At 41.7% G+C, this 15,134-nt stretch carries 12 protein-coding genes, 1 tRNA gene and 1 pseudogene; 3 read left to right on the top strand and 11 right to left on the bottom strand.

The window, feature by feature from the left end:
• Position 1: 1 nt before the first annotated feature.
• The 10 genes and pseudogenes from INE92_RS02270 to INE92_RS02225 form a co-directional block, all read right to left on the bottom strand.
• Positions 2-1,117, bottom strand: coding sequence for an isochorismate synthase (locus tag INE92_RS02270; RefSeq protein ID WP_195435586.1), 1,116 nt, complete (start codon positions 1,115-1,117; stop codon positions 2-4).
• Positions 1,114-2,346 (bottom strand): Cof-type HAD-IIB family hydrolase, encoded by a 1,233-nt coding sequence (locus INE92_RS02265; RefSeq protein ID WP_004315182.1) that lies wholly within the window; start codon positions 2,344-2,346, stop codon positions 1,114-1,116. The genes INE92_RS02270 and INE92_RS02265 overlap by 4 nt, the downstream gene beginning before the upstream one ends.
• Positions 2,347-2,430: 84 nt before the next feature.
• Positions 2,431-2,793, bottom strand: a complete 363-nt coding sequence (locus INE92_RS02260) for a DUF488 domain-containing protein (RefSeq protein WP_151926930.1) — start codon at positions 2,791-2,793, stop codon at positions 2,431-2,433.
• A gap of 65 nt (positions 2,794-2,858) precedes the next feature.
• Positions 2,859-4,616, bottom strand: a complete 1,758-nt coding sequence (locus INE92_RS02255) for a helix-turn-helix domain-containing protein (RefSeq protein ID WP_195435571.1) — start codon at positions 4,614-4,616, stop codon at positions 2,859-2,861.
• Positions 4,617-4,770: 154 nt separating this feature from the next.
• Positions 4,771-5,538: an N-acetyltransferase gene (locus INE92_RS02250; RefSeq protein WP_008643116.1), complete on the bottom strand. Its 768-nt coding sequence runs from the start codon at positions 5,536-5,538 to the stop codon at positions 4,771-4,773.
• Between the two features lie 50 nt (positions 5,539-5,588).
• Positions 5,589-6,524 carry a 23S rRNA (adenine(1618)-N(6))-methyltransferase RlmF gene (gene rlmF, locus INE92_RS02245; RefSeq protein ID WP_008643115.1) on the bottom strand — a complete coding sequence of 312 codons (936 nt, stop codon included), beginning with the start codon at positions 6,522-6,524 and terminating at the stop codon, positions 5,589-5,591.
• A 376-nt stretch (positions 6,525-6,900) separates the two neighbouring features.
• Positions 6,901-7,122: pseudogene (locus tag INE92_RS02240) on the bottom strand (MATE family efflux transporter); the annotation flags it as partial.
• Entirely contained in the window at positions 7,119-7,820 is a 702-nt protein-coding gene (locus INE92_RS02235; protein ID WP_008643110.1) for an epoxyqueuosine reductase, read from the bottom strand. The pseudogene INE92_RS02240 and the gene INE92_RS02235, both read right to left, overlap by 4 nt.
• Positions 7,817-8,944, bottom strand: a complete 1,128-nt coding sequence (locus tag INE92_RS02230) for a GyrI-like domain-containing protein (RefSeq protein ID WP_004315189.1) — start codon at positions 8,942-8,944, stop codon at positions 7,817-7,819. Before INE92_RS02230 ends, INE92_RS02235 begins: the two co-directional genes overlap by 4 nt.
• Positions 8,945-9,462: 518 nt before the next feature.
• Positions 9,463-9,547: transfer RNA gene (locus tag INE92_RS02225), tRNA-Ser, on the bottom strand.
• Between the two features lie 133 nt (positions 9,548-9,680).
• Between INE92_RS02225 and INE92_RS02220 the strand changes: the two genes are divergently transcribed.
• The 3 genes from INE92_RS02220 (at position 9,681) to INE92_RS02210 (ending at position 14,549) form a co-directional block, all read left to right on the top strand.
• Positions 9,681-12,182, top strand: a complete 2,502-nt coding sequence (locus INE92_RS02220; RefSeq protein ID WP_004315190.1) for an endonuclease MutS2 — start codon at positions 9,681-9,683, stop codon at positions 12,180-12,182.
• 86 nt (positions 12,183-12,268) lie between these two features.
• Positions 12,269-13,321, top strand: a complete 1,053-nt coding sequence (gene corA / locus INE92_RS02215) for a magnesium/cobalt transporter CorA (RefSeq protein WP_004315191.1) — start codon at positions 12,269-12,271, stop codon at positions 13,319-13,321.
• Positions 13,322-13,340: 19 nt separating this feature from the next.
• On the top strand, positions 13,341-14,549 hold the full coding sequence (locus tag INE92_RS02210; protein ID WP_008775057.1) for an L-serine ammonia-lyase: 1,209 nt from the start codon (positions 13,341-13,343) through the stop codon (positions 14,547-14,549).
• 65 nt (positions 14,550-14,614) lie between these two features.
• Here the strand turns inward: INE92_RS02210 and INE92_RS02205 are convergent, their stop codons facing one another.
• Positions 14,615-15,115, bottom strand: a complete 501-nt coding sequence (locus tag INE92_RS02205) for a PepSY-like domain-containing protein (protein ID WP_151921440.1) — start codon at positions 15,113-15,115, stop codon at positions 14,615-14,617.
• Between the last annotated feature and the right edge of the window lie 19 nt (positions 15,116-15,134).

The raw sequence follows: 15,134 nt of genomic DNA, 5'->3' as shown, positions 1-15,134 counted from the left end.
TTTATGATTTTAAAGGAGGCACTGCAATCAGCCGTTTGATGGTTTGCAACTTTTTCTCCGTTTCCAGCCATTCGTCATTCAGTTCCGAAGAGGCCAATAATCCACCGCCGGCATAAAGAGTGAGTTGTTTATCTTCGATATGCATACAGCGCAGGTTTACATACAAGTCTGTTCGCCCTCCCGGATCGAGCCATCCGATAAAGCCGGAGTAATAGCGGCGGTCGTAACCTTCATTCTGCAAAATAAACTGATAGGCTTCTTCCTTCGGCAAGCCGCATACGGCAGGTGTCGGATGCAAAACTTTCAGAAGGTCTCCCAAACCTTTATTATCTTTCAAAGCGAACCGGAAATCGGTTTTTAAATGTGACAAAGCACCGGCATAAGCAGGATATGGCCCGTTTTCCGTAGCATGGATATCCAGTGAAAGAAGCTGACGACGGATATAAGAAGATACATAATCCTGTTCCTTCCGGTTCTTTTCATCCCATACTTGCGGCAGTCTGCCATCTTGCAAAGGCTGTGTTCCGGCCAGCGCAACCGTATGCCATTCGTCTTTCTCACCCGATAAAATGATTTCGGGAGTGCTTCCCAGCCAGATCCCTGTCTGCGGAGTATAACATAAGTATATATACGAATGAATATAACGTTTACAAGCCGCCCGAAAGATGGACGAAGGAGAGAAATCAGCTACTTTATCAACTGTAAGATGACGGGAAAGCACTAGTTTATCAAAAGTCCTGTCACGTAACGCATTTATAAAGGTATGAAAGCATGCCGTATATTCTTCCGTGGAAGAAGTCAGAAATGATTCTTGCCCTTGCAGGCGCAAGGCTATCTCCCGGTCTTCTTCCGTATCATCATCCACCGGTAAAGGCTGCCCCCACTGATCGGGTTGAATCAATACAACCGGACATGACTCACTCACCTGAAACGGAGCAATTACAAATCCTCTCTGTCCGTTCAGTTCTTTCAAATCGTATATCAAACGGACCACTCCTTCCGCCTGCGTCAACAGACGGGGAACTTTCTCTCCGGGAATACGGTAAACAGCAAACGGCTGCTTCCGCTGAATAAATGCATCAATAGTTGTCAAGTTACTTATTTCTTCGTCGGTCATCTCTTTTTCATCACACTGTTGACTACCCGTATGGAAGACACCAGTTTGTTTGTTGAAGTAAACACGTCTACATTCCATACGTGGGAGGAACGTCCTTTATGTACAACTGTTCCTACTGCACGCACGGTATCTCCTTCATGTGCAGAAGATATATGGTTTCCGCTGACCTGCATTCCTACTACAATCTCGTCCGGCTGGCAAAGAATCATCGAACCGAGTCCGGCAACTGTTTCCGCCAACGCAAGAGTAGCTCCACCATGCAAAATACCAAAAGGCTGACGGGTACGATGGTCTACCGGCATCGTTGCTTCCACACGATCTTCGTCGGCGTATGTATATTGAATTCCCAAGTTTCCCATTAATGCATGGCGTGCCTGCGCATTCAGTTGGTCAAGGGGAATTTCGGCTGCACGCACTTCGGCTATAATAGCCTTCTCCACTGCAACGGCCACTCCGTCTTCCTCATTCGAAGCAGTCACATAGTCGGCACAGGCTTTCACCGAGTCTTGTGAATGTCCCATAGCTACGCCCAGCCCGGCCAACTGAATCATTGTTACGTCACACACACCGTCGCCCACAGCAATCACTTCCTCACGCTTCACATCCAGTACCTCCAGCAAAGCACCCAAAGAGTTGGCTTTGTCGATAGCGCAGGGAACTACTTCCAGAAAATATGGTTCCGAACGGAATACGTCCAACGCTCCGTTCAATCGTCTCTTCCAGTGATCTTCCAGACCAACCAGTGCTTCTTCGTCATCGCTCACCAGCATACACTTACAAGGAGCAAAATCAACGGCAGCAGAAAATTCTTCTTCTTTGATTATTTGCAGGTTATTCAACCGGGCTTCATTTTGGATATGTTCATTTTCAGGAGAATCCGTTATGATCGTATCATCATGATAAGTGAATAAGGCAAAACCGTTTTTACGGGCTTTCTTTTCCAGATACGGCAACATTTCGGGATTAATCCGACGTTCAAACAGAATTTCCCCGTTTTGTGCATTGATAATCTGACAGCCATTATAGGAAAGGATAAAACCTCCATAGTTTCCAAGTTCAAGCATCTTGGCCAGCGGCATCAGGCCATAAGTAGGTCTGCCGGATGCCAGCACAATACGTACTCCCATTTGCTGAACCTTCAACAGGGCAGCCAATGTACGCTTACTAATTTCTTTCGCATCATTGAGGAGTGTTCCGTCTACATCAAGAACCAATAATTTATACTTCATGATTACACGATTTTGATTTAGATTACAAAGGTAGGAAATTGAGTGAACGACAGAAAGCGTAAACAGATAAAAATTACTTTAATTTCACTCTTTCAAACGCATTTCCAGATAATCGCGGAGGATACGGGCATGATTATACACCGGTTCTTTGGAAGCGTAAAGCAATGTTATCACCGGATGCGGCTTGATAAGAGTCAGAAAATCAGCCATTGAGGGAGAAGCATCTAGTTCTTTCTGATACTGTATGACAAAGTCTTCCCAGTGTCCGGGAATATCTTCGTGAAACCATCTACGCAATGTGGAAGACGGTGTGATGTCTTTTGCCCAATAATCGTACTTAAGCCATTCTTTCTTCATTCCACGTGGCCATAATTTATCTACCAGTACCCGGTAGCCATCTGTTTCTGAAAAATCTTCGTAAACCCGCTTTATCCTTACCTGTATCATCTCTATTAATAGTTAATTATAAATAGATAAACCGGAAAATGCGAAAATTGTTTAGCAGAATCCACTCAATTCTGTAACGAATCCTGTGCTTTTTTAAATTCGTAAGGAGTCATTCCCGTCTTTTTCTTAAAAAGATTGTATAAAATCGGGGTGCTATTAAATCCGGCCTCATCTGCAATGGCACGTATCGTATAGTTAGGATGCTTTTTCATCAGTTCAATGGCATAATTAATGCGCAATTCATTGATATATCCATTGAAATTGGTCCCGGTACATTCTCTTATCATCCTCGCAAAACGTGCGTTATTCAGATGTACGATTTGTGCCAGATCTTCTCTCGACAATTCTGAAGAAAGATATAACTGTTTCTGAATAACGATATCATTCAGTTCCTGAAATATCTTCTTATTCTCTTCTTCTTCCCCACTTTCTTTATCTGTATCGTTAGCAAGTTCTTCCAGTTCTTCGGGTGAAATACGTTCCGGTTCAACCTCCGACACAACAGCCAGTTGTTCGTATACTTCCGATAACTGGTTCCCATCTTTTCTATTAGCAAATTTCTCGTTTATAAGCCTGGCAAGCATCCTGTTCTTATACTCGACTATATGATTGAAATGCCACAAACGCCAAACGACAAACAGAGTCAGTACAACAATACATGCAAGAAAACAGAGGGTAATATTCCTTATTTTTAATTGAAAAGCCTGTTCGGCAATATATTCTTCTTTTTCAGAGACGCCGTACATTGCATTCAATTCCAATGCAGCATTGTTTCTATCCCGGGTATTGATACTATCTGTTATAGTTAAAATCGTTTCACGTATCTCGGCAGCTTCTTTGTATTTATGCATACCCAAATATGCCTTCACTTCCTGTCGAAGGACAGTCAGATACTGTTCATTCAAAGTATCCTGCTGGGTTCTCATCAATTCCTTGAACCCCCTGCAATTATCAATAACCTTTTCATATTGTCCGGAAAGCACTAAATAAGGAACCGAGTACATTTTTCCGTCGGGAGTATGAGATTCTTTCTTTGATAAGTATTTCTGATAATATTGCTCCGCCTTCTCATATTTCTTCTCCATGCAATAGATGTAGGCTAATTTGGCATATAAATAACTATATTGACCGTCTATATAATCTTCAGAGATTTGAGGTACTGCCTTAAGCCGTTCAATTTGCTTTTCACGCTCAAAACCCACTTTCAATGCCTCTTCAATTCGAGAATCATTCATTAAAAAGCTCATTTCTGCTCCATAGTAATAAGAGAGCAACATCATTTCCCGCTTCTCCTTTGAGCCCCGCAAAAGCTCAATAGTCCGGTTAAAATAATCGTATGCTTTATCTTTAAAAGATAATCTCCAATTATTCTCTCCCATACAGAAAAATAACCTGGCTTTGGCTTCCCTGTTCCCTAACTCTTGCGCCTGCCTGATTCCATCTAATGCATAACGCATACTTTCATTATATTTGCTCATCATTGCCGAAAATTCAGCCAAATGTACTGTCATTTTCAGCATGTGTTTCGGATCTTTTTGATATAGGGAATCAAGCAAATAAGCTTTCCTTGCATACATAAATGCTAGTTTATTCATATACATATTACTATATGATAAACTACGCAATTCATTTACAACCCGCAAAGGAATCGTTTTCCTGTTCTCCGCTTCGTCCAGTAATTGCAGAGCACGCCTAGGTTCGGGAATATAAATATCCCTGATATATTTCTCCGTATACAGAGAATCATCTGTTAAAGTTTTATCAGCCCTCGAAAATTGATTATGTACAAATAAAAGCACCAAAATACATACAAAAAAACGCATAAGTTCTTACCGTGTTTTAATCATTCAACATCCAAAGATATGTATTTTCCATAAAAAGTGCAAGGTACATCTTAATTTTGCAAAATTAAAATAAGAAACATTAGCTATCTTCTTATCCCAATCCTAGTTTCTGATAAATCTTCATCTCACAGAATCACAAGCCTAAAGCCTTTCCCAACCGGGCTTCAATACACACGCTCAAATCGGTCGTAACAAACTTACCATTATAAAAAAGAGTAAAGATAGTGGCTGGAGTAGGCGCATTTTGTGCCTGTTCCATGGTTTCTAATTCTATTATTTTTAATGGGAGATCCTTACTCTTGGCTGCATTGACCAAAGAACCGCGAACATGGAATTCAGTAAACGGACAACGATGAGTATAATACACTACTATTCCATCCCGGTCAGGACACTCACCTGTCAAGACACTGTCGTTGAATGAAGGATCGGGAGCAGCCGGATTTATTTTCAAAGCCAACAAACTGAATCCGTAAGGAAGTTTTTCTATAGTTTGGAAACCTTGTCGCAGCAGCCATTTTGTATCACTCATAAAATGAAATTTAGAAGTGCCCACTACGGTAACTAAACCATCTTTTCCCTGCAATTTCGCATCATCAATAGCAGACTGCAGCAAAGCCTTACCATGCCCGCATCCTTTATATTTACCCGACACCCAGAAACAATTTATCATCAGATAATTAGGAGCACTGACAGGAACCCACGCCTTTTCAGCAGGACCATATTCGATGAACACTTTCGCCCGTTCGTCAATACGTCTGAAAACATAACCATTATCAAACTCTTTTTTCAGCCATGCTTTTTTTAACTCATAACTATCTTTGCATTTCTTATCCGAAAAGGCACAGCATATATGTTCGTCCGCAATATTCTCCTTCGTCAAAGTGATGTAATTTGTTTCCATAATATTTTATTTAATAGGTTTAAAAATAACAGATCAATAAGCACTCATTATTATGAGTTATTAGAAAATCGCCAAGCTAATATTCTGCTGCTTTTAGTTCCCTGCTGCATTCTGATAATCTTATACTCCGATGCATTCACAGACTTCAATTTAGCACATAGCTTTTCAAGATTCTTTTCTTTTGAAACCAAGCTGGTAAACCATCCACAGTTCTTCTGATATTTCTGACTCTCGGAGATCATATTCAGTATAAAACGGATTTCTCCACCCTCACACCAAAGTTCATTTGCACTCCCGCCAAAATTTAATTGTACTTTTTTCACCTTCGTCCCCTTCAGGCTACTCAATTTGCGCAAGGTTCCGTCTTCCGCTTCTTCCTTCGAGCTATGAAACGGAGGGTTACAGATCGTAACATCAAAATACTCGCCAGGCATGATAATTCCATCAAAAATTTTCCGACTGTCTTTCTGAAGTCGCAAGTCAATCTTATGTGCCAATACCGGGTTGCAAGTCACTATCTTCCGTGCATTCTCAATCGAGACCGGATCAATATCACTGCCCACAAATGTCCATCCATATTCTGTGTGCCCTATAATCGGATAAATACAATTTGCACCTACCCCAACATCCAGACATCTGCATTTCGTTTTCTGTTCGTTCGCATCTTCCTCCTCTGTCTGCAAATCGTTCGCTACCCTATCCGGCTGAATAAGATCGGCAATATAATGAATATAATCCGCTCTTCCAGGAATGGGTGGACACAAGTATTGTTTCGGTATATCCCAGTACCGAATGCCATAATAACTGATTAATAATGCTTTATTTAAAGCTTTTACTGCTTGCGGATTAAAAAAGTTTATAGTTTGTACACCCAGAGGATTAAGTGATACGAATCTCTTAAGTGGAGGATAATTTTCTATCAACAACAGAAAATCGTATTGACCATTGTGCTTATTTCTTATATGTAACTCACCTTTTTGCGCCATGTCGGCAAAGATACAGAGAAATTTCCTGTCTGCAAATTTTCCCTAACTCTTACCTCATAACATCACTAACATTCGGTGTCTTTTTTCGGTTCTTCTTTTATCTGCCGAGTTATAGATTATGTTTCAATTTTGCAAGTCTTTAATTACTAATATTTAAACTTAGACATAAGATGAGGGGGTCCGAAAAGGATACCCTCTTGGCACCGACTTATCATTGGACTTTGTTTAGAGCAAGATATGGTGAGGCTTGCTTGATAAATCCTATCTATACACAATGGGTAAATATGTTAGAAAAATCTCAAAAAGAAATATCATTTTGGAACAATTTATTGCCGAAATGTGAAATTAATAACTTAAAAACAAAAGAGGAAATCGCAAGAATCTGAGCTCCGACACTGAAACCGAAAGCAACCATAAATATAATCAAGTAGAACACCCCCGAGATGGCAGATGCTCCCAACTCGATCTCTCCGACACGACCCAGAAAGGCTGTGTCCGTAACGCCTATCATCATCTCCATCAGCAGGCTGATAAGAATGGGAAATGTGATACCCCCAATTTGTTTATAGGTATATTTTATGTTGTTATTTCTCCTCATTTTGTTGATTGTTTACAATACCGACGAGTATACGGGCAATGAACTAAACACTTTAAGCAGGTGCTGCATCCATATACATCGACGATTTCATCTCTTGAAACAGAGGTGCTCCAAACCTTACCTTTAAGAACTTTTCTCTCGCAGATATTGACACAAGCAGTGCACTTTCCGCAATGCGGATGGAGAGTCTCACACAAAAACGTTTCCAACGGGGCATCGGTTAAAACTGTACCGAGACACTGTGCCGCACCATATTCAGGAGTGATTAACAGATTGTTTTTTCCAATCCACCCTAATCCGGCGAGCAAGGCTATCGTTTTATTCGGCAAAAGAGACTCTTTATGTGCTGCATCAAATTTTCCCTCGGCAATAAGGTTTTCATCCGATTGCGAAAAAGCGTTGTATCCTTTTTCTGCTATATACGCTGCCATGTTATCTGCCAATTTATGAGTCCTGTTTTCGGTAATGGAGTATTCGTCGTCATCGAAATTATAATTGTCATCTATCCGGGCCTGTACGTAATCGGGGGTATCACATACTTCTTTTATATATCCGGCTGTCAGCGGAAGTGCAAATACAATGGCATGAGGGAATTGCCTGTTTTGTGTTTCACTCAAGTGTGATATATCAACAAAGCGTATCAGTTCTGCTCCTTGATTTCTTAATTCGTTTTCTATCTCTTGATTCAGGTATTTCATGTTTCTTTTCTTGTTACAGGGATATAAATAGCTGTTATCAACTCCGAAGCCGGAGTTTTCTCAGGTGTATTGATATACGTTTCAAAAGTGAAAGGCTCTCGCAACGTATAATCACTTGTGGGCAACCAGTCAAGGTAGATATGGCGATACACCCTATTTAGCTCGTGGTATAATCCTTTGAAACGAAAGATGGCATATTCGCCCGAAGAAATTTCATACATGCCAAAGCCTTTAGGGGTCTCAAATGATTGAGGCAAGGTTACTCCAACCATAAAACGGCTGTGCTCCTCAGGCGTAATCAAAGGATAATCAAGAGTCAGGCTTACATATTGGCATCCTTTTGATGGCAGTTCATAGTTTTCGGAGAATTGTAACAACTGTTTCCATAAGAGAGAAAAACTATGACTGATGTTATTTGTCCTTTCCAACTTCAAATAGGCAATGCGCATGTTGTGCACTTTCTTTATGCTCAACTCAACCTGTATTGGATTCTTTCCTTCGGGGCGAGCATTGGAATGTTTCTTGCGAAATTCTGGTATAGAACAATTAAAATAACTTTTAAATGCTCTTGAAAGCGTATGTTTATTCTGATAATTGATTTGACTAAGAAGTTCAGGAACACTTGTATCTGTCGATATTAACTTAAATGCAATGTACTCCAATCTTAGCCGGAAGATGTAATTTCCAAGACTATCACCACAGATTGCTTTAAAAAGTCTACGAAAATGAAATTTAGAAATACCTGCAACTTGGGATAGCCTGTCTGAATCGAGGTCGTCAAACAAGTGGCAGTTAATGTATTCCTGAACTTTTATAATTAATTCGTACTGCACATGGGCAGTGTTGATTTTTTGCTTCCATCTTTTGATTTCCGGCAATCGTTTGGACATAATTTCCCTTAATTCCGATGAAGAATAGCTTATTCCGACCTCTCTATAATATTCTTCGGGGAAAAGCCCCCAAAGGTAGATGAGGTAATCCATTGAGAAGTCATACGACTTAACTCCATTTTTTAGGCAGTAGTCGCAATATTCCTCATTCTGACCTTCCTCTAAACTGGCATAATCTATATCTAAGGGTATTCCACACGTTTGGCAATATTTTGTTTCAGTATTAATGTTCATACACGTCTCATTATTTAAGTGCAAAATTACTCAATAAATTACGGAAAGGGTTACCCTAAATGGCTATCTTTTACTTTATCATAATCTCCTCCAAGCAGGTAAATCACATTTTTGTATAACACGTTCATCAACTTTTTGCGGATCAAGCTTTTTAGGTATAAAAGTAGTATATACTTCAAGCTGATAGCATTGATGCAGTACTATATCCCGTTGAATACCATCGATAGATGTTTCTATAAATTCGAATATGTCCTAAATAGACACTAGTGGTTTAAAATAGCCGTTCTCTATATTGGATACTATGTATTCTAGTGTTCTTTTCTAGAGGTATTGCATATCTGCCTCTATTTTTACATTTTCGGTGAATGGCTCCAAATATTCAGGCTGATCCAGTATTCAGACTGAGCCGTCTAAATGATGTCCGGTAGAGCAGACATAATGGGATAAAAAAAGTCCCACAAATCATTGAATTTGTGGGACTTGACTGTTCATTGCCCGGTTTTGTCCGGATAGTTCAGCGGAGAGACAGGGATTCGAACCCCGGGTACCTCGCAGTACAACGGTTTTCAAGACCGCCGCAATCGACCACTCTGCCACCTCTCCAAAACTCCTTTATCAGAAGTGCTTTCCGTTGAAAGCGGTGCAAAGGTACGAATCATTTTTAAATCTGCAAACATTCTGATAATTTTTTCGCGAATTAATCGTATTTTTGCAGTCCATTAGTAAGAACAAAGATATGATATACCCTCAAAATTTTGAGCAAAAGATAGGATTCGACCAGATCAGACAGTTACTAAAAGATAAGTGTCTTAGCACTTTAGGCGAAGAAAGAGTTACAGACATGACCTTTTCCGAGCAACATGAAGAAGTAGAGGAGAAATTAAACCAGGTAACAGAGTTTGTCCGTATCATCCAGGAAAAAGACGGATTTCCCGATCAATTTTTCTTTGATGTCCGCCCTTCACTAAAGCGAGTGCGGATAGAAGGAATGTATCTGGACGAGCAAGAACTATTCGACCTGCGCCGTTCGTTAGAAACCATCCGCGACATTGTACGTTTTCTCCATCGGAATGAAGATGAAGAAGAGAACGACACCCCCTACCCCAGTCTGAAACGACTGGCAGGAGATATAGCCGTTTTCCCTCAACTGATAGGAAAAATAGACGGCATCCTTAACAAATATGGAAAAATCAAGGATAATGCTTCCACCGAATTAGCCCGTATACGTCGCGAACTTGCCAGTACGATGGGAAATATTTCCCGCTCGTTAAACAGCATTCTGCGCAGCGCACAATCCGAAGGATACGTAGATAAAGACGTAGCTCCCACCATGCGTGACGGACGTTTGGTGATCCCCGTCGCACCCGGACTCAAACGAAAAATCAAAGGTATTGTACACGATGAATCCGCTAGCGGGAAAACAGTGTTTATAGAACCGGCGGAAGTCGTAGAAGCCAACAACCGTATTCGCGAACTCGAAGGCGACGAACGACGCGAAATTATTCGCATCCTTACCGAGTTTTCAAACATTCTCCGTCCGTCTATCCCGGAAATCCTTCAATCATACGAATTTCTGGCAGAAATAGATTTTATCCGCGCGAAAAGCTATTTCGCCATACAGACCAATAGTCTGAAACCCGCTGTAGAGAATGAGCAACTACTGGACTGGACAATGGCTGTGCATCCTTTATTACAACTTTCACTTGCCAAACACGGAAAGAAAGTCGTACCACTGGATATAGAACTGAATCAAAAACAACGCATTCTTATTATATCCGGTCCGAATGCCGGAGGTAAGTCCGTCTGCCTCAAAACAGTCGGTTTACTGCAATATATGTTGCAATGCGGTATGCTCATTCCCTTGCACGAACGCAGTCACGCCGGTATATTCAGCAGCATCTTTATCGATATTGGTGATGAACAATCTATTGAAGACGATTTGAGTACCTACTCTTCTCACCTGACCAATATGAAAATCATGATGAAGAGTTGCAACGAGCGGAGCCTCATCCTGATTGACGAATTCGGTGGAGGTACGGAACCGCAAATTGGAGGTGCTATTGCCGAAGCCGTTCTGAAACGTTTCAACCAGAAAGGAACATTCGGAGTCATCACCACCCACTACCAGAATCTGAAACATTTTGCCGAAGATCATGAAGGAGTAGTGAACGGAGCCATGCTTTACGACCGCCATCTCATGCAAGCACTTTTCCAGCTACAAATCGGAAATCCCGGAAGTTCGTTTGCCGTAGAAATCGCACGAAAAATCGGATTGCCGGAAGATGTCATTGCAGATGCTTCGGAAATCGTAGGAAGTGAATATATCAATGCCGACAAATACCTTCAGGACATCGTGCGCGACAAGCGTTACTGGGAAGGAAAACGTCAAACTATCCGTCAACGGGAAAAACACATGGAAGAAACCATTGCCCGCTACCAAACGGAAATGGAAGAGTTGCAGAAATCACGGAAAGAGATCATCCGGCAAGCAAAAGAAGAAGCGGAACGGATGCTTCAGGAATCCAATGCACGCATTGAAAACACAATACGCACAATCAAGGAAGCACAAGCTGAAAAGGAAAAGACACGCCAGGCACGTCAGGAACTGACAGACTTCCGTACTTCTTTAGATGCGCTGGCTTCTAAAGAGCATGAAGAGAAGATTGCACAGAAAATGAAGAAATTAAAGGAGAAACAAGAACGGAAGAAAAATAAGAAAAACGAACCGAAAGCCGCAGTCTCTTCCCCGTCAAGTGCTCCTAAAGTAGTACCGATTGCAGTAGGTGAAAATGTAAAAATCAAAGGACAGACAAGTGTCGGCCAAGTGATGGAAATCAATGGTAAAAATGCAACCGTTGCTTTTGGAAGCATAAAAACGACCGTAAAAATAGACCGTTTGGAACGTACCAATAACGCACCCAAGACGGAAGGAATCGCCAAAAGCACCTTTGTCAGTAGCCAGACGCATGACCAAATGTACGAAAAGAAGCTTAGCTTCAAACAAGACATCGATGTGCGTGGAATGCGCGGAGACGAAGCTCTGCAAGCAGTCACCTATTTTATCGATGACGCCATATTAGTCGGCATGGACCGTGTACGCATCCTTCACGGCACAGGAACGGGAATACTTCGTACATTAATCCGCCAGTATCTGGCCACCGTACCGGGAGTGAGCCACTATGCTGACGAACATGTGCAGTTTGGCGGTGCCGGAATCACAGTAGTCGATTTTGACTAACCTGTAAACAAAACGTCCAAAGAACTTGTTCTCATTTAGAAAACCACTACCTTTGTTACAGTGGTTTTCTAAAACGAGAATAAAGCATGAAGAATAATCTGTTAAGCGAAAAGCTTATTTACACAGGAGACAGTCTTACTCCTACCCACTTACATCTTTGTACTTACAATGCTACCGAGATGCAGGAAAGCGCCAACGACACCTTTCAAGCCATCAAGGGAACACTGAACAGCGATCGGATCAATTGGCTACAAATACACGGAATGAAAGATACGGAGACTATCCGTGAAATTTGCAGTCATTTTGAAATAGACTTCCTAGTCCTGCAAGATATACTGAATGCGGATCATCCTACCAAGATAGAAGAGCATGACAAATACATCGTCCTGATCTTAAAAATATTCTACCCCAACGAACATAAAGAAGAAGACGAACTGGACGAGTTGCTCCAACAACAAGTCTGTCTTATTCTAGGTAATAACTACGTACTTACTTTCCTCGAAAAAGAAACCGACTTCTTCGATGATGTCAGTTCCGCTCTGCGCAATGATGTCCTGAAGATACGCAGCCGCCAGACTGATTATCTACTTAGCGTGCTGCTCAACAGCATCATGGGAAACTATATTTCAACAATCTCTTCCATTGATGACGCACTCGAAGATTTGGAAGAAGAACTGCTCACCATCACCAGCGGTGATGACATCGGTATTCAGATTCAGGCATTACGACGCCAATATATGCTGATGAAAAAATCCATCCTTCCACTAAAAGAACAATATATCAAGTTACTACGGGCAGAAAACCTGCTCATTCACAAAGTGAACCGTGCCTTTTTCAATGATGTAAACGACCACTTGCAATTTGTATTACAGACCATTGAGATCTGCCGGGAAACTCTTTCCTCATTAGTCGATCTGTACATCTCCAACAATGATTTACGTATGAACGACATCATGAAGAGATTAACCATCGTATCCACCATCTTTATCCCTTTGACATTTCTGGTCGGAGTATGGGGAATGAATTACAAATGGATGCCCGAGCTCGAATGGCAATACGGGTATTTATTTGCCTGGATTGTAATGGCAATTATCGGTATTATTGTATATTTGTACTTCAGAAAAAAGAAATGGTATTAACAAAAACACATCATCAGTCATGAAATCGATAAAAGAGCTATATAGAATAGGCACAGGACCTTCCAGTAGCCACACTATGGGACCGCGCAAAGCTGCCGAAATGTTTCTGGAACGTCATCCGGATGCTGCATCTTTTAAAGTAACCCTTTACGGCAGTTTAGCTGCTACAGGCAAAGGACACATGACGGATGTAGCCATTATAGACACTTTGCAACCCACTGCCCCGGTAGAAATTGTGTGGCAGCCCAAAGTCTTTCTACCGTTCCATCCGAACGGAATGACATTTGCAGCTCTGGATAACAACGATAAAGTGCAGGAGAATTGGACTGTTTATAGCATCGGTGGTGGTGCACTGGCAGAAAACAATGACAATCCAACCATCGAAAGCCCCGATGTATATGGTATGGAAAACATGACTGAAATACTCCAATGGTGTGAAGATACCGGAAAAAGTTATTGGGAATACGTAAAGGAATGTGAGGAAGAAGATATATGGGACTACCTGGCTGAAGTATGGGCTACCATGAAAGATGCCATTCACCGTGGACTCGAAGCAGAGGGCGTACTACCCGGACCACTAAATCTCCGGCGGAAAGCTTCCACTTATTACATACGTGCTACCGGATACAAACAATCCCTGCAATCCAGAGGGCTCGTCTTCTCTTATGCTTTAGCCGTAAGTGAAGAAAATGCTTCCGGTGGCAAAATAGTAACCGCTCCTACCTGTGGCTCCTGCGGAGTCATGCCCGCCGTACTTTATCATCTTCAAAAAAGCCGTGACTTTAGCGATATGCGCATTTTACGTGCGTTAGCCACTGCCGGTTTGTTTGGCAACATCGTCAAATTCAACGCATCCATTTCCGGAGCAGAAGTAGGTTGTCAGGGAGAAGTAGGTGTTGCCTGCGCAATGGCTTCGGCTGCCGCCAATCAATTGTTCGGGGGCAGTCCTGCACAAATTGAGTATGCAGCAGAAATGGGCCTGGAACACCATTTGGGAATGACTTGCGACCCGGTATGCGGATTGGTACAAATTCCCTGCATCGAACGAAATGCATACGCCGCCGCACGTGCGCTGGATGCTAATCTTTATTCAGCTTTCACCGATGGCATGCACCGTGTCTCTTTCGACAAAGTAGTGCAAGTGATGAAACAGACCGGACATGACCTACCGTCACTCTATAAAGAAACAAGTGAAGGAGGATTGGCCAAGGATTACAAACAAATGTAATTATAAAAAAACAACGGGCTATTCTTTTTTATAGAAATAGCCCGTTGTTTTTTTATAATTAAAAGTTATTCAGTTGGCGGCCAATTCGTATCGTCTCCATTACTGATATCTTTCTCATGTATCAATCCGCCATCCTGCGTGAAATAAAGCGAGTAGCGTTGGCTACCTTGTTTCACCTGAATCACAGATTCCATCGGATTCTGTGGAAATGTTAACACATATACATCTGTCACTACCCACGCGTTATATTTAGAATCCATAAAAGCCGTATAAACAGCCGGCACCAACTGATCAATACTGTTCAGTTCATTTTCTGTCATCACCCAGTTGGCATTAGTATCAAACCAGACTTCCAATTCATCATTGCTCACCCAACAGTCAGCTACATAATAAGCACCTTTCATCTCCCATTCTATATTCTGAGCAGCCGGATATACCTGTTTCAAGGCCTCCGTAATATTACTGGGCGGAACAAAAGTATCATCATCGTCATTATCACATGCGCCGAAAGAAAGGGCAGTCATAAGCAACACTACTGCCCATGCGCTAAACTTAAATCTCCACATAGTTATCTTCTTGTTTAGG

The organism is Bacteroides xylanisolvens (assembly GCF_018289135.1).
Taxonomy (GTDB): Bacteria; Bacteroidota; Bacteroidia; order Bacteroidales; family Bacteroidaceae; genus Bacteroides; species Bacteroides xylanisolvens.
This window is presented reverse-complemented; position numbering and strand designations above follow the sequence as displayed.

Excerpts from the sequence above, each read along its gene's own strand:
- INE92_RS02270 (WP_195435586.1), bottom strand. The coding sequence starts at position 1,117 with ATGACCGACGAAGAAATAAGTAACTTGACAACTATTGATGCATTTATT.
- INE92_RS02265 (WP_004315182.1), bottom strand. The coding sequence starts at position 2,346 with ATGAAGTATAAATTATTGGTTCTTGATGTAGACGGAACACTCCTCAAT.
- INE92_RS02260 (WP_151926930.1), bottom strand. The coding sequence starts at position 2,793 with ATGATACAGGTAAGGATAAAGCGGGTTTACGAAGATTTTTCAGAAACA.
- INE92_RS02255 (WP_195435571.1), bottom strand. The coding sequence starts at position 4,616 with ATGCGTTTTTTTGTATGTATTTTGGTGCTTTTATTTGTACATAATCAA.
- INE92_RS02250 (WP_008643116.1), bottom strand. The coding sequence starts at position 5,538 with ATGGAAACAAATTACATCACTTTGACGAAGGAGAATATTGCGGACGAA.
- rlmF (WP_008643115.1), bottom strand. The coding sequence starts at position 6,524 with ATGGCGCAAAAAGGTGAGTTACATATAAGAAATAAGCACAATGGTCAA.
- INE92_RS02235 (WP_008643110.1), bottom strand. The coding sequence starts at position 7,820 with ATGAAATACCTGAATCAAGAGATAGAAAACGAATTAAGAAATCAAGGA.
- INE92_RS02230 (WP_004315189.1), bottom strand. The coding sequence starts at position 8,944 with ATGAACATTAATACTGAAACAAAATATTGCCAAACGTGTGGAATACCC.
- INE92_RS02220 (WP_004315190.1), top strand. The coding sequence starts at position 9,681 with ATGATATACCCTCAAAATTTTGAGCAAAAGATAGGATTCGACCAGATC.
- corA (WP_004315191.1), top strand. The coding sequence starts at position 12,269 with ATGAAGAATAATCTGTTAAGCGAAAAGCTTATTTACACAGGAGACAGT.
- INE92_RS02210 (WP_008775057.1), top strand. The coding sequence starts at position 13,341 with ATGAAATCGATAAAAGAGCTATATAGAATAGGCACAGGACCTTCCAGT.
- INE92_RS02205 (WP_151921440.1), bottom strand. The coding sequence starts at position 15,115 with ATGTGGAGATTTAAGTTTAGCGCATGGGCAGTAGTGTTGCTTATGACT.